The sequence below is a fragment of the Cryptocyanus atlanticus LEGE 06306 genome, from assembly GCF_056633155.1.
On the sequence record NZ_JBSJOZ010000005.1, the window covers coordinates 114,253 to 132,648 of the forward strand.

Sequence of the window (18,396 nt, forward strand, 5' to 3'; positions counted from 1 at the left end):
CCGCAGAATGACTCGGCGGTCAGCAAGCTGATCGACTGCCCACTCTCCATTCCATCTCGTTGGCGTTCACGTCGACGAAGGTTGCGAGCGAGGGGCTTCCCTTACCCACCGGATACCGGTCTCCTTCACGGCGACCGCTTGTTTCGAGGCAGAACTGCATGAGCATCGTCTCCAACTCGATCATCAACGCGGACGCCGAAGCCCGCTACCTCAGCCCTGGCGAACTCGAACAGATCAAGTCCTTCGTGGGCGGCGGTCAACGCCGTCTGCGGGTGGCTCAGGTCCTGAGCGAGAGTCGCGAGCGTCTTGTGAAGCAGGCCGGCGGCGCGCTCTTTCAGAAGCGTCCCGACGTCATCTCTCCAGGCGGCAGCGCCTACGGCGAGGAGATGACAGCCACCTGCCTGCGCGACATCGACTACTACCTGCGCCTGGTGACCTATGGCGTGGTGGCCGGGGATGTGACCCCCATCGAAGAAATCGGCATCATCGGTGCCCGCGAGATGTACCGGGCCCTTGGCGTTCCCCTGGAAGCCATGGCCGAGGTCGTCCGTGAGCTCAAGAGTGCCGCCATGGGTCTGCTCAGTGGCGCTGACGCCGAAGAAGCCGGCACCTACTTCGACTACGTCATCGGCGCCCTCTCCTGAGGCTCCCCCTTCCCTCCCACCGCCTCCTCCCCAGGACACATGCAAGACGCGATCACCAACGTCATCAACCAGTCCGACGTCCAGGGTCTCTACCTGGATGACTCCTCGATCGGACGGCTGGAGCAGTACTTCTCCAGCGGCGAGCTTCGTGTGCGCGCTGCGGCCACCATCGGCGCCAACGCGGCGGCGATCATCAAGGAAGCCGTGGCGAAAACCCTGCTGTACTCGGACATCACCCGTCCGGGCGGCAACATGTACACCACCCGTCGCTATGCCGCCTGCATCCGCGACCTCGACTACTACCTGCGCTACGCCACCTACGCCATGCTCGCCGGGGACACCTCGATCCTCGATGAACGCGTTCTGAACGGCCTCAAGGAGACCTACAACTCCCTCGGCGTGCCGATCGGCGCCACCGTCCAGTCGATCCAGGCCATCAAGGAATCGGCCGCCTCCCTGGTCGGGCCTGATGCCGGTCGTGAGCTCGGTGTCTATCTCGACTACATCAGCTCCGGCCTCGGTAACTGATCCCACGGCCACGCCACTCCCGCGAGGATCAACCATGCGCCTGTTCAAGATCACGGCCTGTATCCCCTGCCCGGAGAAGGTCAGGAGTCAGCGCGAGTTGCAGAACACCTTCTTCACCAAGTGGGTGCCCTACGAGAGTTGGTTCGCTGAACAGCAGCGAATCATGAAGCAGGGGGGCAAGATCCTCAAGGTGGAACTCGTCACAGGCCGTCGTCAGGTCAATGTCGGCAACTGAGCAGGCCTGGCGGCCCGCTTACCCGCACGTCAAGATGGGCCCGGCCTGAGCCGGGCTTTTTTTTGTCCGTCCGTCCCTCACCGCATCCGCATCGATACGGCTGAATGGAGCCCTGCCCTCCGATCGCGCCCACCCGAGCGGCCCCATGAAGCGACGCCCCAGGTCCACGTCCGCCGCGGCATCCTCCGGCGCCAGCTCTGACGGCCCGACTTCGGGCCCCTCCGGGCTGCAGCTGGCCTGGGCGGACTGGCCCGCCGAGGCCAGGTTGCTCCTGGTGATGGTGGCGGTCTGGAGCGTGGCCGGTCTGCTGATCCTGGCTTCGGCCAGCTGGTGGGTGGCTGAGCGGGAAATGGGGGATTCCGCCTTCTACCTCAAGCGGCAGGCCATCTGGATGCTGGCCAGCTGGGGTCTCCTCTGGCTGGCGATGCGCACCCAGTTGCGCCGATGGCTGCGCTGGGCCGGTCCAGCCGTGCTGATCGGCGGTGTGCTGATCGCCGCCACCCTGGTGGCGGGGAGCACCGTCAACGGCGCCAGCCGCTGGTTGGTGGTGGGGCCCGTTCAGATCCAGCCCTCCGAGCTGGTCAAGCCATTCGTCGTGTTGCAGGGTGCCTCCCTCTTCGCCCACTGGCAGCGGATCGGCATCGATCAGAAGCTGCTCTGGCTGGGCACCTTTGCCACCCTGCTGTTGCTGATCCTCAAGCAGCCCAACCTGAGCACCGCGGCCCTCACCGGCCTGCTGCTCTGGATGATGGCCCTGGCCGCCGGTCTGCCCCTGCTCAGCCTGCTCGGCACGGCCGCCGCCGGCGGGCTGCTGGGCACGGGCAGCATCCTGATCAACGAGTACCAGCGCCTGCGGGTCACCTCCTTTCTCAACCCCTGGCTGGATCCCCAGGGGGATGGCTATCAGCTGGTTCAGAGCCTGCTGGCGATCGGTTCGGGAGGGGTGCTCGGTGAGGGCTACGGCCTCTCCACCCAGAAGCTGCAGTACCTGCCGATCCAATCCACCGATTTTATCTTCGCGGTCTTCGCCGAGGAGTTTGGCTATGTGGGATCGGTGATGCTGCTGGCGTTTCTGCTCCTGTTTGGTTTCGTGGGTCTCCGGGTGGCCCTGGGTTGCCGCAGCAATCAACAGCGGCTCGTGGCGATCGGGGCCACCACCTTGCTGGTGGGGCAGTCGATCCTGAACATCGCCGTGGCCAGTGGCTCGATGCCCACCACCGGCCTGCCCCTTCCCCTGATCAGTTATGGCGGCAACTCCCTGCTGGCAAGTCTGCTGACCGCCGGTCTGCTGATCCGCTGCTCACTGGAGTCGGCCGGCTGGGACGGGGGCCGGCTCGGGCGCCAGCGCCGGTCCCGCGCCCCTGCCCGGGTCGGAGCCAGCCCCAACCCTGCCCCGATAGGCTGAACAACGGGCGCGCGTTCCCTTGGAGCGCTGCCACGGCCCCAGCACGGAACGGATGAACGGCCTCGGGCTGCAACTCACGGAACTGGCCAGTCGGGGAGAGCAGCTGATGGGCAGTTCCCTGTCGGCGCCGGGGCCTTCCACCCTGGCTGTCGTGTTCGGCGCCGGCCTGCTCACCAGCCTCGGCCCCTGCTCCCTCTCACTGCTGCCGGTCACGGTGGCCTACATGGCGGGCTTCTCCTCCACGGCCGGCCGGCCCTGGCTGCGGAGCCTGAGCTTCGTCGCCGGCATCATGGCCGCCCTGGTGGTGCTGGGGGTGGCCAGTTCCATGCTGGGCCAGCTCTATGGGCAGGTGCCGGGAGTCGTCCCCACCGTGGTGGCCGTGGTGGCGGTGGTGATGGGACTCAACCTCCTGGGTCTGGTGCGCTTTCCCCTGCCCAGTGGTCCGGACCCCGAGCGCTGGCGTGAGCGGGTGCCGGCTTCCCTCGCCCCGCTGGCGGCCGGCGCGGCCTTCGGTCTGGCCGCCAGTCCCTGCACCACCCCGGTGCTCGCCGTGTTGCTCGCCTGGATCGCCCAGCAGGGGCGCCCCCTGGTGGGCCTGGTGCTGCTGATCAGCTTCGGGGCCGGGCAGGTGCTTCCCCTGCTGCTGGCCGGCACCGCCGCCGCCTCGATGCAACGGCTGCTGGCCTTGCGGAGGTTGAGCCGCTGGGTGCCTCCGGTGAGCGGTGCCGTGTTGGTCGCCAGTGGCGGTCTCGCCCTGCTGGCCTCCCTGCCATGACCAGTCCCCTGGACGTCGGCGGATCGATCCCCTGGTGGAAGCGGAGCCGGCTCAACCGCCTGGCGGCCTGGATGTCCGACCTGCGCCTGGCTATCGCTCTGCTGCTGGTCATCGCCGTGGCCAGTGGCGTCGGCACGGCGATTCCCCAGCGGGACACGGACGCGATCTATCACCGCATCTACGACGCCCAGCCCTGGCTGGGTCTGCTGGATGCCGACTGGATCCTGCGGCTCGAACTGGATCACGTCTATTCGAGCAGCTGGTTCCTGGCGCTGCTGGCCTGGCTCGGCCTGGCCCTGGTGCTCTGCAGCTGGAGACGGCAATGGCCGGCTCTGCAGGCGGCGCTGCGCTGGATCGACTATCACTCACCCCGCCAGCTCAGCAAGCTCAGCCTGGCCGAGACCCTGCCCAGCTCCGACCCCGGCGCCGATCTGCAGCAGCTGGAGCGGCTGCTGGGCGACCAAGGATGGACCCTGCGCCGCCAGGGCGACCGTCTCGCAGCCCGTCGTGGCCTGCTGGGCCGGGTGGGGCCGCTGCTGGTCCATGCCGGTCTGGTGGTGCTGATGGTGGGATCGGCCTGGGGTGCCCTCGGGGGTCAGCGGCTGGAGCGATTTCTGGCCCCGGGCCGTGATCTGGAGCTGCTCGACTCCCGCGGCCAGACCCAGCTCACCCTTGCGGTTGACGCTTTCCGGATCGAGCGCGATCCGGCCGGCCGGCCCGAGCAGTTCCGCTCCGACCTGCGCCTGATCGACCCCCAGGGCCAGCCCTTGCATCAGGCGGGGATCAGCGTGAATCACCCCCTGCGCTACCGCGGCATGACGGTGTACCAGGCGGACTGGGCCCTGGCGGCCATCACCGTTCAGCTCGGCCGCAGTCCCTGGCTGCAACTGCCCCTGCGCACCCTGTCCGAGCTGGGGGATCAGGTCTGGGGCCTGGCTCTGCCGACCCGTCCGGACGGGAGCGAACCGATCCTGCTGACCCTCTCCAGCGAGCAGGGGCCCATCGAGGTCTTCTCCGCCGAAGGCCGTTCCCTCGGCCAGATGGTGCCGGGGGGAGAGCCCCTCGACGTGGCGGGACTGCCGATCCGGGTGGTCGATGTGCTTCCCGCCAGCGGGCTCCTCTTCAAACGGGATCCCGGCGTGCCGCTGGTCTACGGCGGTTTCGCCATCGCCCTGCTGGGCGGAGGCCTGAGCCTGATCGCCACGCGGCAGCTCTGGGCCATTGCCGAACCCGAGCGACAGCGGCTGCACGTGGGGGGTCTCTGCAACCGGAACCTCACCGCGCTGGCACGGGAATTGCCCGCATTGCTGGGCCGCCTTCATCCCGATCCCGCCCCGGGGGCGGCCGGGGAGGCTCAGCAGGGCTGACGGCTGCCGTGGCTCGCCCGGATCACCGTATGCACATTGCCGCGGGGATTGAAATCCGCCTCCAGCTGCATCCAGGCCGGGGCTGCGGCCGCCACCAGATCATCGAGAATCCGGTTGCACACCTCCTCGTGGGAGATGCTCCGATCCCGCCAGGCGTTGACATAGAGCTTGAGGGCCTTGAGCTCGAGCACCGAGGGACCGGGCTGGTAGAGCAGCCGCAGCACGGCGAAATCCGGGTAGCCGGAGAACGGGCATCGGCAGGTGAACTCCGGCAGCTCGATCGCCACCTCGTAGGGACGTCCCGGCCGGGGGTTCTCAAAGCAGATCAGCTCACCCTCGGCGATCGCCCGGGTCCCGTAGGCGGGCCGGTGGGTGGGAGTGCCATCCAGGGGGTCCGTCCGGCCTGGATCGGACGCGAGAGCGCCTGGGCTGGTGGGGAGGGCGGACATCGACGGGCAGCAGTCGCGGCGTGGTTCCGATCGTAGACAGGGTCTGATGATGAAGAAAAACGCGCTTTTCCCCGGACTACGTTCGCCATGGACAGCGGAACTGCGCTAGAAATGAGTTGAAGGACAAAACGTTGGGCATGGACCGGGCTGGGCCCGCTCCTCCTGTTGGAAGTAGCCCCCCGCGAGGTGAAGCAACGCTCCTTCCCGCGAAGCGGCACCGGCCTCCCGGCTGGTGATCCCCATCCCTTCGAGGCCACTCCGTCATGACCCGTACCACCCTCGTCTACCGCGGCGTCCGCTACGACGCCAGCCATCACGACCTGCCGGACACCCAGCCGGTCGAGCACATCTATCGCGGTGTTCACTACCGGGAGCCCCTCTGCCACCCGGTTCAGGAGGTCGATGAAGCGATCGAGCTTCGCTATCGCGGCCACACCTACCATCACCGTCGCCGGGATGCGGCCCGGCAGGTGAACGCGGGCTGACCCCCTCGGCGGCCGGCCAAGCCGTAACATCAGCGACATCGAAGCCCTGCGTGCTCAGGCCTAATGGCCTCAGTCGCAGGGTCTTTTGTTTGGACCTCGTTCTTGCGGGCACCCCCCGCGGTTATCGACTGCAACCTCAGTCGGCCCTCGGCATGGTCTGGCTTCAGACCCATTTCGATGACGCCGTCTGGGCCCATCTCGCCGCCGGCAGGGTCCAGGTCGGTCCCCCTTCGGCGGACCTGCTCTGCGAGGATGCCGAGGCCGCCGGGCTCCGCGTCAATCGCTGCCCTTACATCGCCCTCCCTCTCGGCGAACTCTCCTGAGATCGCTGTCTTCAACCCCTCCCAATCTCCATGAAAAAAGTTGAGGCCATCATCCGCCCATTCAAGCTCGAAGATGTCAAGGTGGCCCTGGTCAATGCCGGCATCGTCGGCATGACGGTGAGCGAAGTCCGCGGCTTTGGCCGCCAGAAAGGCCAGGTGGAGCGCTACCGGGGTTCGGAGTTCACCGTCGAGTTCCTCCAGAAGCTCAAGCTCGAGGTGGTCGTGGATGACGACCGGGTCGATACCGTGGTCGCGGCGATCCAGGATGCGGCCCGCACCGGTGAGATCGGTGACGGCAAGATCTTCATCAACACGGTGGACACCGTCATCCGGATCCGCACCGGCGACAGGGACAGCACCGCCATCTGATCCCCCCCCGATCCTCCCCACCGCTCTGGAGGAGCGCCGTCGGTTCTTCAGCCGGGGCGCAGGGTTCGGCTCACCAGGGCCTCGATGCAGGCCCGATCCACACAATCCTTCCCGCCAGCCCCCCCGCCATCCGGGGCCCAACTCCGCGGTTGCAGCCAGAGCAGATACTCGTGGTTGCCGGCCGGACCGGTCAGCGGGGAGGCGATCAGGCCAGCGGCACGCCAGCCGCTGGCGGCGGCCGCGGCGATCACACCGCCGATGGCCGCGACGTGGGCGGCGGGGTCCCGCACCACGCCGCCCCGGCCCACCCGCTGGCGTCCCACCTCGAACTGGGGTTTCACCAGCAGCACCGCTTCCCCCCCCTCCGGGCTCAGCAACCGCACCAGGGCCGGCAGCACCAGCGCCAGGGCGATGAAGGAGAGATCCGCCACCGCCAGGTCGGGCCACGGATCATCCGTGGCATAGAGGGTCCGGGCGTCGAGGTGCCGCAGGTTGGTGCGCTCGCGCAGCACCACCCGCCCATCGGTGCGCAGGCTCCAGGCCGTCTGGCCGTATCCTACGTCGATGCCGTAGACCCGCGCGGCGCCGTGCTGGAGCAGGCAGTCAGTGAAGCCGCCGGTGGAGATCCCCCCATCCAGGCAGATCCGGCCCGCCGGCTCGATCGGGAAGGCGTCCAGGGCTGCCGCCAGCTTCTCGCCACCCCGCGACACGAACCGGGGCGGCTGCTCCACCTCGGGCACGAGCTCCGGCGAGACCGCCGTGCCGGGTTTGTCGAGCACCCGATCGCCGCTGCGCACCCGGCCGGCGCGGATCAGCTGCTGGGCCTGCTGGCGGCTGCTGGCCAGGCCCAGGCTCACCAGATGCTGATCGAGGCGCTGCTTCTGGACCATCGGTGCAGGGAGGGTTCGACCCATAGATTGACCGGGACGTCGCCAGGCGCTGGCCCTTGATCGAGCGTTACACCCTGCCCGAGATGGCCCGCATCTGGAGCGAGGACGCCAAGTTCCAGAGCTGGCTGGATGTGGAGATCGCCGCCTGCGAGGCCAACGCCCGGCTGGGGCGAGTGCCCGCCGAAGCGCTGGCCGAGATTCGGGCGAAAGCGCGCTTCGAGGTGCCCCGCATTCTCGAGATCGAAGCCGAGGTGCGCCACGACGTGATCGCCTTTCTCACCAATGTCAATGAGCACGTTGGCGATGCCGGTCGCCACATCCATGTCGGCCTGACCAGTTCGGATGTGCTCGATACCGGCCTGGCCCTGCAGCTCAAGGCGTCGGTGGCGCTGCTGCGCCAGGAGCTCGATGGTCTCGCTGCCGCCCTGCGCCGCCTGGCCGCGGCGCACAAGGACACGGTGATGATCGGTCGCTCCCACGCGATCCACGGCGAACCGATCACCTTCGGCTTCAAGGTGGCGGGCTGGCTGGCCGAAGCGGAGCGCAACCGGGAGCGGCTGGAGCGGCTGGAGGGGGTGGTGGCCGTGGGCCAGGTGAGCGGAGCGATGGGCACTTACGCCAACACCGATCCCCAGGTGGAGGCCCTCACCTGCGCGGCGCTCGGCCTGGCGCCCGATACCGCCAGCACCCAGGTCATCGGCCGCGATCGCCATGCCGAGTACGTGCAGACCCTGGCCCTGGTGGGGGCCTCTCTGGAGCGGATCTCCACCGAAATCCGCAACCTGCAGCGCACGGACGTGCTGGAGGTGGAGGAGAACTTTGCCAAGGGCCAGAAGGGCAGTTCGGCCATGCCCCACAAGCGCAATCCGATCCGCAGCGAACGCATCAGCGGCCTGGCCCGGGTACTGCGCAGTTACACCGTGGCGGCACTGGAGAATGTCGCGCTCTGGCATGAGCGCGACATCAGCCACAGCTCGGTGGAGCGGATGATGCTGCCCGACTGCTCTGCCACGCTGCACTTCATGCTGCGGGAGATGACCGAAGTGGTGAGCGGTCTCGGTGTCTACCCCGCCAACATGCGCCGCAATCTCCATCTCTATGGCGGCGTCGTGTTCAGCCAGCGGGTCCTGCTGGCCCTGGTGGAGAGTGGGCTGTCCCGGGAGGAGGCCTACCGGATCGTGCAGCGCCATGCCCATGCCGCCTGGAACCGCGAAGGCGGAGACTTCCGCGCCGAGCTGGCCGCCGATCCGGCGGTGAACTCCCGGCTCAGCGCCGACGAGCTCAACGACTGCTTCGCCACCGACCGGCACCGGGCGCACCTGCAGGTGATCTGGGAGCGGCTGGCGATCTGAGCCGGTCGCCCCCGCCGCCCCAGCCGGGCCGGGGGAGGGAGAGGCGGTCGGGGGGTCAGCTCTCGGCAGCCGTTGTGGCAGAGGCCGGGGTCGTGGCAGGAGCCACCCCGGGCTGGGCCAGCAGATCAACCGCTTCACAGACCGGGAAGCGGTTGATCGCGCCCAGGGCCTTGCGGGCCCTGGTGCGGAGCTGCTCGCTGATCGCTTCGGCGTAGGGGACCTGGGCAAGCAGATCGACGGTCCGCCGCAGGATCCTCACCACGTCCCCCTCGTCGAGGGAGGTGTTGCCGATCAGATCCGTCCAGCACGTGCCGCGGGCCCAGGCTCCCACCAGCCCCACCAGCTCCGGCTCCCACCAGGCCGGCACCACCACCTGGGCGCGCTCCTGCTGGCGCAGCAGTTCGCGGCGCAGGCCGGCGATGTCATGCAGGGCCTCCTCGGCCCGGGGCGGGCTCGGGAAGCCGCTCCAGAGATCGGGCCGGTTGACCTCGGTGCTGATCGCCTCGAACACGCCGGCCAGCTCGCCGGGATCGAGGTCGTCGAGGTGCCCGCTCATCAGGGCCAGTCCCAGCCAGAGTTCGTTGTCACCCCGCAGGGCCGCCACCGTTCGGCCCACCTCGGTGGGCTCCAGCCCGTCGGCTCCGGCCAGGGCGCCGAAGGCACGCAGGATGTCGATCAGGGCGAGGAACGTGTCCCAGTGGCGGTTGGCGCGGTGGTGCAGCAGGCGCTGCCGCTCCTCGATCTCGGCATCGAGCTCCTCCATGCGACGCCGCTGGCGCTTGAGCTGGCGACGGTCACCCCAGCGGTGGGCCGGATGGGCCTCCAGTTCCTGCTCCAGGTCGCGAACGAGCCCGGCCTGGCTGCGCACCTCCCCGGCCAGGTCGTACTGGGGGGTGACCATGTCGTGGCGGCGTGCCATCGAACCCACGGCCAGGGCCAGGCCGCCACTGGCCTGATCCCCATGGCGGATCTCGCCGGCCGCACGCAGCTCGGGCGCCGCCAGCTGGTCTACCTGCAGGCAGCTCAGCTCGGCGTGCAGGCTGACCACGGCATTGCAGGGCAGCAGAATCCAGACGTTCTCGTCGGTGAGGCAGAGCAGGAGGGGGAACTGGCCGGGCCCGGGGGTCTTGGCCACGATCACCGCCGGGGTGACCCGGCCGCGCAGCTGGGGGGACTTCAGACTCACCAGAGTGCCCTCGCTGGCGAACTGCAGGGCCAGGGTGAGTTCGTGGGCCAGGGTCTCCTCCGCCTGCTGCTGGAGGATCCGCAGAATGCGGCGCTCCTCACGCAGGCCTTCGCGCTGCTTCTCATAGGTCTCGAAGGCCTCCCACGGCACGTCGGCGGTGGGGCCGCTCAGGCTGGCGAGCTGGGCGCGCAGGGCCGCGATCCTGGCCTCATCCTCGGCCAGATCCAGGGTGGCCAGGTAACGGCCGAAGCTGCGATCCACCAGCTGCTTGGCCTTGGTCAGGTCGTAGCGCTGGAGAAGGTTGAGCACCATGCCGTAGCTGGGCGTGAACTGGCTCACCAGGGGATCGGCGGGGCTGGTGGCCAGCGCTCCGGCCTCCCGCACCCCCTCGAAGCGACCCTGCACGGTAACCACATAGCCCTGCACGTCGAGGCCGCGGCGACCGGCCCGGCCCGCCATCTGCAGGAACTCGCTGCCCATCAGCGGCCGGTGCCCCCGCTCAGTGCGTTTGGAGAGGGCTGAGATCACCGTGGTGCGAGCCGGCATGTTGATCCCCGCCGCCAGGGTCTCGGTGGCGAAGACCACCTTGATCAGCCCCTGCTGGAAGAGCTCCTCGATCAGCTCCTTCCAGGCCGGCAGCACCCCGGCATGGTGGGCGGCGATGCCCCGGGTGAGGGCCTCGTCGTGGCCCCCCTCCCGGACCGCTTCCGGGGTGGCGGCCACGAAGGCTGCCAGACGGCGGCGGATCACCGCCTGCTCCGCCTCACTCACCAGGCAGACCCGGCCCAGGTCGCGCACGGCCTTGTCGCAGCCCCGGCGACTGAAGATGAAGTAGATGGCCGGGAGCATGTCACGCTCCGCCATCTGGGCCACCACGAAGGGGAGGGGCGCCGCCTCCGGCTGGGGCGGCTTCGGACTCTTCCCCTTGCGTCGATCCCCCTTGGGGGCCCGCCAGACCTTGCAGTGGGGATGGAGTCCGGTGCCCTCCTCGTTCAACAGGGGATGGAGCCCCTTGGCGCTGCAGAAACTGAAGGCCAGGGGCACCGGCCGGTGGTCGCTCACCACCAGGGTGGTGGGGCCATGCACGCGCTCGATCCAGTCGGTGAGCTGACCGGCGTTGGCCACCGTGGCCGAGAGGGCCACCAGCTGCACCGGCGGCGGACAGTGGATGATCGATTCCTCCCAGACCGTGCCGCGCTGGGAGTCATTCATGTAGTGGCACTCATCGAGCACCACCGCCTCCACATCGGCGAGGGGATCGTCGCCCCGGTCCACCTCCGCGTAGAGCATGTTGCGGAAGATCTCGGTGGTCATCACCACGATCGGCGCCTCCCGGTTGGTGCTCAGATCACCGGTCATCAGCCCGACCCGATCGGGACCGAACTGCTCGCGGAAATCCCGCAGCTTCTGGTTGGAGAGCGCCTTGAGCGGCGTGGTGTAGAAGACTTTCTGGCCGTGGGCCAGGGCCCGGTGGATGGCATATTCACCCACCAGCGTCTTGCCCGATCCCGTTGGCGCGCTCACCACCACGGAATGCCCCTGGTTGAGGGCATCGATCGCTTCGTGCTGGAAGGGATCAAGGGGAAAGGGGAAGAGCCGCTCCAGGGGCGGCACCGCCAGCGGGTCAGGATCAACCGGCCCTGGGGCCGCCGGCTCAGAGGCCTGGACCGAGGGCGCCCCGTCGTTGCCAGGCACCACCTCCAGGGTCGGGGGTGGGGCGTCGGTGCCTGCCGTTTGCATCGATCAATCCTATGGGCTGCCCCCCTCGGCCTGGGCGCTGCGGCGGCGGGCAGACTGGACACCGACTCCGCCGTCCGCCGCGGCGCCCCTGCCGTGCTTGCCGATCCCCTTGCCCCCCTGCGCCGGACCCTGGAGCAGCTTCCTGAACCACGCCGGCGGCGCCTGCGTGGTTTCGCCCCGGCCGGAGTGGCCGGCCTGCGGCCCCTGTCGGAAGACGGAAAGGCCGGCGGGGCCGCGCCCCTGTGGGATCTGGCCAGCAACGACTACCTCGGCCTGAGCGGCCATCCCCGGCTGTGCGAGGCGGCCCTCACGGCGATCGAGCGTGACGGTGTCGGGGCCGGTTCATCCCGGCTGGTGAGCGGGGGCCGGGCGGTGCATGCCGCCCTTGAGGACCGCTTGGCCGGCTGGCTCGGTCGAGGGCGCGTGCTGCTCTTTCCCAGCGGCTTCCAGGCGAATCTGGCGGCGGTGCAGGCCCTGGCCGATCGCCACACCCTGGCGCTCGCCGATCGCCGCATCCACCACTCGCTGCTGGTGGGCGTCCAGGCCAGCGGCGCCCGCCTGCAGCGCTTCGGCCACAACGACCTGGGCGATCTGGAGCGGCGGTTGCTTCGCCAGCGCCGTGACCAGCCCCGGCGTCCCCTGCTGGTGATCGTCGAAAGCCTGTACAGCATGGAGGGCACCCGGGCGGATCTGGTGGCCCTGGAGGCGCTCTGTCGGAGGTTCGGCAGCCTGCTGCTGGTCGATGAGGCCCATGCGCTCGGGGTCTTCGGTCCCGGCGGCCGTGGGCTGGCCCATGGCCTGACGGGGGTGAGCCTGATCAGCGGCACCTTCGGCAAGGCGTTCGGCGCCGGAGGGGCGTTTCTGGCCGGCGATGCCCCGCTCGGAGACTGGCTGCTGCAGACCTCGGGGGCCTTCCGCTACACGACGGCCCTGGCGCCGCCGCTCGCGGCCGCGGCCCTGGCCGCCCTGGAGCTGCTGGAGGCCGACCCCGACCTGGGGGCCCGGCTGCGGCGACGCGCCCAGCGCTGGCGTGACGGCCTGGAGGCAGTCGGCTGGCCCCGGCCGGCGGGGGAGGGGCCGATCCTGCCGCTGGCCGTCGGCGACGACCGGGCGGCCCTGGCCCTGCAGGAGAGACTGGAGCGGGCGGGGCTGCTCTGCGTGGCGATCCGTCCCCCCACGGTGCCCGTGGGGACGGCCCGCCTGCGGCTGGTGCTGCGCCACGATCTGCCGGCGGGCAGCCTTGCCCTTCTGCTGGCGGCCCTCGGCCCGGCCGGGCCGGCCCCGGCCCGGTCATGACCGCCGCCGCCCCCCCCCTCGTCCTGATCGCCATGCACGGCTGGGCCGGCGACAGCCGCTGCTGGCGGCCCTGGCGCCAGGCCGCCGAGCGGCGCGGCTGGTGCTGGCAGGAGGGTGAACGCGGCTACGGTCCCCTGGCGCCTCGGAGCCCGGCCTGGCCCGCGGTCGCCGGTCGGCGCGGCCTGATCGTCCACTCCTTCGGTCTGCACCTGCTGCCGGAGGCCGTGCTGGCGGCGGCCGATGCGGTAGTGCTGCTGGCCAGCTTCGGCCGTTTCCTGCCGCCGGGCCCCCCCGGACGGCGCGGGCGGCAGGCCCTGCGGAGCATGGCGGTGCGGCTGGAGCGAGGGGAGGCGGCGGCCCTGCTGCACGACTTCCTGGCCGAAGCCGCCGCCCCCGATCCCGCCGCCCTGCTGCCGCCCGGTCCCGGCAGCGAGCCCCTCCCGGATGCGGGGGTGGAGCGGCTGCGGCGGGATCTGGAGCGGCTGGAGGCCACCACGGGGCTGCCGTCCCGGTACCCCGCAGCGGCCCGCAGTCTGATCGTGGAGGCCGGCCAGGACCGGATCGTTGCCCCCGAGAGCCGGGCCCTGCTGCGCCGGGCCCTGCCGGCGGCGACCTGGCGGCAGGAGGCAGCCGCGGGCCACAGTCTGCTGCGCGCCGACCTGGTGGATCCCGTGCTCGATTGGCTGGCGGCCCCGTGAACGGCACGACGAAGGCCCGCCCGTTCCCGGAGCGGGTGCGCCTCGGCTTCGCTCGCCGGGCGGACATGTACGAGCGGCAGGCGCGCCTGCAGCGGGCCGTGGCCTGGCGGCTCGCCCGGCACTGCCGCGACCTCCCCCTGCCGCCCGGCCCCTGCGCCGACCTGGGGGCGGGAACCGGCCTGCTCAGCCGGGCCCTCAGGGCCCAGCGCCCCCAGCTGGTCCCCTGGCGACTGGACGCCTGCGCCCCTCTGCTGGAGCACCAGTCGCCCGAGACGGGTCCTGGACTGGTCTGGGATCTCAATGGTGAGCTGCCGGAGCAGCTCGAGGCCGCGGCGCTGCTGGTCTCCAGTTTCTCGCTGCAGTGGCTGGAGGGCCCGGAGCACCGGCTGGCCCATTGGTGCCGGCGGCTGGCCCCTGGCGGCTGGTTGGCTCTCACGGTGCCCACCGCCGCCAGCTTTCCGCAGTGGCGCCAGGCGGCGATCAGGGCCGGGGTGCCCTGCACCGCCCTTGCCCTGCCCGGGGCCTCGGCCCTCCTCACCGCGGCCTCGGCGGCCGGGCTCGAGCCCCGGCGCGTCCAGCGGCTGTGCTTCACCGAGACCGCCCCTAGGGCCCTCACCTTCCTGCGCCGGATCCAGGCGATCGGCGCCGGTACCAGCCCGCTCCCTCCCCTGGCCCCCGGCCAGTGGCGGCGGCTGGAAGCCCACTGGCCGCTGGAGCCGGCCTGCCGGGCCGGGGGCCACCCCCCCGGCAAGCGATTCAGCTGGGAGGTGCTGCTCCTGATGGGCCGCCGACCCGACGCCTGACTCCCCCCTGACGATGAATCCCCCCATGGCCCCAGCGATCCCTCCCTCCGGCGCGGCCCCCCTCCGGGTGGTGGTCTGCGGCACCGACACCGATGTGGGCAAGACCGTGGTGAGCGCGCTGCTGGTGCAGGGGCTGGGGGCCCACTACTGGAAGCCGGTCCAGTGCGGTCTGGAGGAGGGCGGCGACAGCGCCCGGGTGGGACGGATGCTGGAGCTGGACCCCCGGGCGGCCGCCGAGCGGATCCTCCCCGAGGCGTACCGTTTCGAGCATCCGGTCTCGCCCCACTGGGCGGCGGAGCTGGAGGACCGGCCGATCGATCCGGCCCGGCTGCAACTCCCGGAGCTGGCGGGATCCCTGGTGCTGGAAACCGCCGGTGGCCTGCTGGTGCCCCTTCGGCGGGACCTGCTGCAGATCGAGCAGATCGGCCGCTGGGGGCTGCCGGTGCTGCTGGTGGCCCGGAGCGGCCTGGGCACCCTCAACCACACCCTCCTGTCGGTGGAGGCCCTGCGGCGTCGTGGGATTCCGCTGCTGGGGCTGGTGCTGAACGGTCCGCCCCACGAGGACAATCCCCGCACCCTCGCCGCCCTGGGCGGCACCCCTGTACTGGCCAGCCTTCCGCCCCTGCCCGTGCTGAGCGCCGAGACCCTCGCCGCCCAATGGCCGGCCAGTGGTCTCAGCCGTAGCCTGGCGCGATGACTCGGTCCCACCTGCTGGTCAGTGCGTCGGTCGCCCTCCTCTGTGCCGGCATCCTGGCATTGTTCACCGATGCCGAGCTCGCCATCCTGCGCTGGTTCGATTGCGGTCCCTGGTCCACGCAGCCGGTGCTGGATGAGCGCTGTCGCTGATCCGGGCGTCCCCGCCCCATGAGCTGGCATCCCCACCTCTGGCATCCCACCACCCAGGTGGCCGGCCGGGCTGCGCCGCTGCGGGCCGTGGGCGGCCGCGGAGCCCTGCTCGAACTCGACGACGGACGCCGGCTGATCGATGCGATCAGCAGCTGGTGGGTGACCCTGCACGGCCACGGGGAGCCCACGATCGCGGCGGCGGTAGCGGACCAGGCCGGGCGGCTGGAGCAGGTGATCTTCGCCGATTTCAGCCATCCCCAGGCGGAACGCCTGGCGGAGCGCCTCAGGGCCCTGAGCGCTCTGGATCGGGTGTTTTTCTCCGACGACGGCTCCACCGCGGTGGAGGTGGCCCTCAAGATCGCCTGGCAGTGGTGGCGAAACCGGGGGGAGCCGCGCGGCCAGTGGATCGCCTTCGACGGGGCCTATCACGGCGATACCTTCGGGGCCATGGCGGTCGGTGAGCGCTCCCTGTTCTCCGAGCCGTTCGAGAGCCTGCTCGCCCCGGTGGCCCGGGCCCCCTGGCCCTCCACCTGGTGGGGGGACGAGGCGGTGGAGGAGAAGGAACGCCATGCTCTGGCGGCGCTGGAGCAGCTGCTCCAGGTGCCGACGGTCGCCGTGATCCTCGAACCCCTGATCCAGGGCGCCAGCGGCATGGCGATGGTGCGGCCGGAGTTTCTCCGGGCCGTGCAGCGGCAGGTGCGGCAGGCCGGCGCCCTGCTGATCGTCGATGAGGTCATGACGGGGTTCGGCCGCACCGGAGCCCTGTTCGCCTGCGGCCGGGCTGGGTTGCGGCCCGATCTGGTGGCTCTCTCCAAGGGGCTCACCGGCGGGTTTCTGCCGATGGGGGTGACCCTGGCCACTGAGGCGCTCCACCAGGGTTTCATCAGCGAGAATCCTCGCCACACCTTCTTTCACGGCCACAGTTTCACGGCCAATCCGCTTGGCTGCGCCGCCGCCAACGCCAGCCTGGACCTGCTGCTGGCGGCCCCGGGCCGGTACGAGGGCTTCGAGGCACGCCACCGGCCCCATCTGGAGACGTTGAGCCGCCACCGGCTGGTGAGGCGGCCCCGGGTGTGCGGCACGATCGCCGCCTTCGATCTGGCCGTCGAGACCCCCGGTTATCTCAATCCGGCGGGCCGGCGGTTGCAGGGCCATTGCCTCGAGCGGGGCGTCTACGTGCGACCCCTCGGGCAGGTGGTTTACCTGCTGCCGCCCCTCTGTCTGGACGATGACCAGCTGGAGCGGTGTTACGGGGCGATCGCCGAGGGCCTCGATCGGCTCTGAGCCGGCTCAGGGCCCGGCCAGGATCGCCGACTCCACATCAGCCCGGCTGAGGCCGTAGGGGAAGAGCCGCACCGTGGAGCGACCCTCCTGGAGCCAGCTCACCTTCAGCTCCTCGATCTCCAGCTCGATCAGGGCGCTCCAGTGGGGACGGTGCAGATCCCAGAAGGTCGGATCGGTGCGGTGACGCGTCCCGCCCAGGCCCTGGAGCCACTGCTCCAGGGCTGGCAGGGGATGGTTGTAGAGCGGCGTCTGGGGAGGGGGCAAGGTGATCATCCCCGGGGGTGGCTCCTGTCCGGTCCGAAGTCTGCCCGGGGTCGGTGTCGATCGCCAGGGCCGCAGTGGCGGAGCGTGCTGTGGCTGGGGTGGCGGCAGGGGTGGCCGGTCCCGGCGGCGGGGTGACCAGTTCGATGCCCCGCCACCAGGCCAGCCCCAGGCCCAGCACCAGGCTGAACAGCAGGGCCGCCCCGAGCAGCACCAGGGCGAACCACTCGCCGCCGGAGAGGGCCCGCCGCACCGACTGGGACCGGAGCGGGCCCCGCTGGGCGGGGCCAGGGGGGCCGCCCCCGGTCAGCGGTGCGCCCCCCCCCGCGCCTGGCGCGGCCGTCGAGAGGGCGGCCACCCGCTGGAGCAGGGCGAGCCGCAACTGGGTGTCATAGGCCTGACGACGATCGGGATCGCCCAGGACCAGGTAGGCCTCCTGCAGCCGACGGAACTGGGTCTCCGCTTCCGCCGCCGGCAGGCTGGTGGTGTCGGGGTGGTAGAGCTTGCTCAGCGAGCGGAAGGCGCGGCGCAGCTCCTGCGCCGAGGCCGAGCTGGGCAGCTGGAGTTGGGCGTAAAGGGAGGAGCCCGTCGCCTGCTGTTCGCCGCCTGCCACCAACCGCGCGCCGTTGCTGCGAGATCCTAGGGAGCTGTTCCCTGTGCGCTGGAGTGGATGGCCCTCCTTCCCGCCGCCGGTGCCGGCGCAGCCGCCGAGACCGGCTCCAGTCCCGCTCCTGAGGTCGCCACGGTTCCCCAGGGGCTGTGGGAGGCGCTGGGCTGGTGGCCCAGCGCCTCCCAGCTCGATCGGTTCGGCGGCCTGCAGCGGCAGCTTCGCCACTGGAACGGCCGGCTCAACCTCACCCGCCTGGTGGAGGGCGACGACTTCTGGATCGCCCAGGTGTTCGACAGCCTCTGGCCCTGGCGGGCGCTGCTGGGGAGGGCCGATCCACCGCTGCGGTGCATCGACGTCGGCACCGGTGGCGGTTTCCCCGGCCTGGCCCTGGCCATCGCCCTGCCGGCGGCTCGCCTCACCCTGGTGGATTCGGTGGGTCGCAAGGCGGACGCGGTGCGGGCCATGGCCGCCGGTCTCGACCTGGCCGAGCGGGTGGAGGTGCGCTGTGAGCGGGTGGAGCGCAGCGGCCGGGAGCGGGGCTGCCGCGGTGCCCATGACTGGGCCATGGCCCGGGCGGTGGCCGCCGCACCGGTGGTGGCGGAGTATCTGGTGCCGCTGCTGCGGCCGGGCGGTCACGCCCTGCTCTACCGGGGCCAGTGGTCGGCGGCGGATCAGCGGGGCCTGGAGCGGGCGGTGGGTCCCCTGCGCGCCGTGATCGAGCGGGTGGAGCGTCGGGACCTTCCCGGCGGCCGCGGTGTGCGCCATGCCGTGCTGCTGCGTTCCACCGGTTCCTGCCCCGCCCCCTACCCCAGGCCGGTGGGGGTGCCGGCCAAGCAGCCGCTTGGCTAAG

General features: G+C 70.7%; 21 protein-coding genes and 1 pseudogene. 17 read left to right on the forward strand and 5 right to left on the reverse strand.

The annotated features are described in order from the left end of the window. Nucleotides 1-158 precede the first annotated feature (158 nt). From ACWJI7_RS07445 to ACWJI7_RS07470, 6 genes are all read left to right on the forward strand, one after another. The gene (locus tag ACWJI7_RS07445; RefSeq protein WP_479936684.1) at nt 159-644 is read left to right on the forward strand and encodes a globin family protein; all 486 of its coding nucleotides are present in this window, start codon (nt 159-161) and stop codon (nt 642-644) included. Nucleotides 645-683: 39 nt separating this feature from the next. Further along, nucleotides 684-1,172: an allophycocyanin subunit beta gene (apcB, locus tag ACWJI7_RS07450; protein WP_479936686.1), complete on the forward strand. Its 489-nt coding sequence runs from the start codon at nt 684-686 to the stop codon at nt 1,170-1,172. A 34-nt stretch (nt 1,173-1,206) separates the two neighbouring features. Continuing rightward, nucleotides 1,207-1,407, forward strand: a complete 201-nt coding sequence (locus tag ACWJI7_RS07455) for a phycobilisome linker polypeptide (RefSeq protein ID WP_006171988.1) — start codon at nt 1,207-1,209, stop codon at nt 1,405-1,407. Between the two features lie 145 nt (nt 1,408-1,552). Next, entirely contained in the window at nt 1,553-2,812 is a 1,260-nt protein-coding gene (locus ACWJI7_RS07460) for an FtsW/RodA/SpoVE family cell cycle protein (RefSeq protein WP_479936689.1), read from the forward strand. Nucleotides 2,813-2,864: 52 nt separating this feature from the next. Further along, complete coding sequence (locus tag ACWJI7_RS07465; protein WP_479936917.1) at nt 2,865-3,587, forward strand: cytochrome c biogenesis CcdA family protein; 723 nt, start codon at nt 2,865-2,867, stop codon at nt 3,585-3,587. Continuing rightward, nucleotides 3,584-4,954: a cytochrome c biogenesis ResB family protein gene (locus ACWJI7_RS07470; protein WP_479936690.1), complete on the forward strand. Its 1,371-nt coding sequence runs from the start codon at nt 3,584-3,586 to the stop codon at nt 4,952-4,954. The genes ACWJI7_RS07465 and ACWJI7_RS07470 overlap by 4 nt, the downstream gene beginning before the upstream one ends. Here ACWJI7_RS07470 and queF read toward each other — a convergent pair. Next, entirely contained in the window at nt 4,942-5,403 is a 462-nt protein-coding gene (queF, locus tag ACWJI7_RS07475) for a preQ(1) synthase (protein WP_479936692.1), read from the reverse strand. The two genes, ACWJI7_RS07470 and queF, sit on opposite strands and share 13 nt — an antisense overlap. A 263-nt stretch (nt 5,404-5,666) precedes the next feature. Here queF and ACWJI7_RS07480 point away from each other — a divergent pair, with 263 nt between their 5' ends. The 3 genes from ACWJI7_RS07480 (at nt 5,667) to ACWJI7_RS07490 (ending at nt 6,580) form a co-directional block, all read left to right on the forward strand. Beyond that, nucleotides 5,667-5,888, forward strand: a complete 222-nt coding sequence (locus ACWJI7_RS07480) for a DUF4278 domain-containing protein (RefSeq protein ID WP_479936694.1) — start codon at nt 5,667-5,669, stop codon at nt 5,886-5,888. A 152-nt stretch (nt 5,889-6,040) separates the two neighbouring features. Then, nucleotides 6,041-6,211: a hypothetical protein gene (locus ACWJI7_RS07485; RefSeq protein ID WP_479936695.1), complete on the forward strand. Its 171-nt coding sequence runs from the start codon at nt 6,041-6,043 to the stop codon at nt 6,209-6,211. A 30-nt stretch (nt 6,212-6,241) separates the two neighbouring features. Continuing rightward, on the forward strand, nt 6,242-6,580 hold the full coding sequence (locus ACWJI7_RS07490; protein ID WP_479936697.1) for a P-II family nitrogen regulator: 339 nt from the start codon (nt 6,242-6,244) through the stop codon (nt 6,578-6,580). Nucleotides 6,581-6,627: 47 nt separating this feature from the next. On the opposite strand, the gene ACWJI7_RS07495 is transcribed toward ACWJI7_RS07490, so the two are convergent. After that, nucleotides 6,628-7,470, reverse strand: coding sequence for a TlyA family RNA methyltransferase (locus ACWJI7_RS07495; RefSeq protein WP_479936699.1), 843 nt, complete (start codon nt 7,468-7,470; stop codon nt 6,628-6,630). A 56-nt stretch (nt 7,471-7,526) separates the two neighbouring features. Here ACWJI7_RS07495 and purB point away from each other — a divergent pair, with 56 nt between their 5' ends. Beyond that, nucleotides 7,527-8,822 carry an adenylosuccinate lyase gene (gene purB, locus ACWJI7_RS07500; RefSeq protein ID WP_479936701.1) on the forward strand — a complete coding sequence of 432 codons (1,296 nt, stop codon included), beginning with the start codon at nt 7,527-7,529 and terminating at the stop codon, nt 8,820-8,822. Nucleotides 8,823-8,877: 55 nt separating this feature from the next. On the opposite strand, the gene ACWJI7_RS07505 is transcribed toward purB, so the two are convergent. Next, entirely contained in the window at nt 8,878-11,748 is a 2,871-nt protein-coding gene (locus ACWJI7_RS07505; RefSeq protein ID WP_479936702.1) for a DEAD/DEAH box helicase, read from the reverse strand. 93 nt (nt 11,749-11,841) lie between these two features. Between ACWJI7_RS07505 and ACWJI7_RS07510 the strand changes: the two genes are divergently transcribed. The 6 genes from ACWJI7_RS07510 to bioA are packed head-to-tail and all read left to right on the forward strand — an operon-like array spanning nt 11,842 to nt 16,675. Next, nucleotides 11,842-13,044, forward strand: coding sequence for an aminotransferase class I/II-fold pyridoxal phosphate-dependent enzyme (locus ACWJI7_RS07510; RefSeq protein ID WP_479936704.1), 1,203 nt, complete (start codon nt 11,842-11,844; stop codon nt 13,042-13,044). Beyond that, nucleotides 13,041-13,742: an alpha/beta hydrolase gene (locus ACWJI7_RS07515; protein WP_479936706.1), complete on the forward strand. Its 702-nt coding sequence runs from the start codon at nt 13,041-13,043 to the stop codon at nt 13,740-13,742. Before ACWJI7_RS07510 ends, ACWJI7_RS07515 begins: the two co-directional genes overlap by 4 nt. Beyond that, a complete protein-coding gene (locus ACWJI7_RS07520; RefSeq protein WP_479936707.1) occupies nt 13,739-14,545 on the forward strand; it encodes a methyltransferase domain-containing protein in 807 nt (268 codons plus the stop codon). The genes ACWJI7_RS07515 and ACWJI7_RS07520 overlap by 4 nt, the downstream gene beginning before the upstream one ends. Nucleotides 14,546-14,570: 25 nt before the next feature. Next, nucleotides 14,571-15,242 carry a dethiobiotin synthase gene (bioD, locus tag ACWJI7_RS07525; protein ID WP_479936708.1) on the forward strand — a complete coding sequence of 224 codons (672 nt, stop codon included), beginning with the start codon at nt 14,571-14,573 and terminating at the stop codon, nt 15,240-15,242. Continuing rightward, complete coding sequence (locus tag ACWJI7_RS07530) at nt 15,239-15,391, forward strand: hypothetical protein (protein ID WP_479936710.1); 153 nt, start codon at nt 15,239-15,241, stop codon at nt 15,389-15,391. Before bioD ends, ACWJI7_RS07530 begins: the two co-directional genes overlap by 4 nt. An 18-nt stretch (nt 15,392-15,409) precedes the next feature. Further along, nucleotides 15,410-16,675, forward strand: a complete 1,266-nt coding sequence (gene bioA, locus ACWJI7_RS07535; RefSeq protein ID WP_479936712.1) for an adenosylmethionine--8-amino-7-oxononanoate transaminase — start codon at nt 15,410-15,412, stop codon at nt 16,673-16,675. A 6-nt stretch (nt 16,676-16,681) separates the two neighbouring features. Here the strand turns inward: bioA and ACWJI7_RS07540 are convergent, their stop codons facing one another. Together ACWJI7_RS07540 and ACWJI7_RS07545 are read right to left on the reverse strand one after the other, a co-directional pair. Then, nucleotides 16,682-16,948 (reverse strand): DUF3143 domain-containing protein, encoded by a 267-nt coding sequence (locus ACWJI7_RS07540; protein WP_479936714.1) that lies wholly within the window; start codon nt 16,946-16,948, stop codon nt 16,682-16,684. A gap of 436 nt (nt 16,949-17,384) precedes the next feature. Continuing rightward, a pseudogene (locus ACWJI7_RS07545) lies at nt 17,385-17,549 on the reverse strand (J domain-containing protein); the annotation flags it as partial. A 57-nt stretch (nt 17,550-17,606) separates the two neighbouring features. On the opposite strand from ACWJI7_RS07545, the gene ACWJI7_RS07550 reads away from it, so the two are divergent. Further along, complete coding sequence (locus tag ACWJI7_RS07550) at nt 17,607-18,395, forward strand: 16S rRNA (guanine(527)-N(7))-methyltransferase RsmG (RefSeq protein ID WP_479936716.1); 789 nt, start codon at nt 17,607-17,609, stop codon at nt 18,393-18,395. The last annotated feature ends 1 nt before the right edge of the window (nt 18,396 follow it).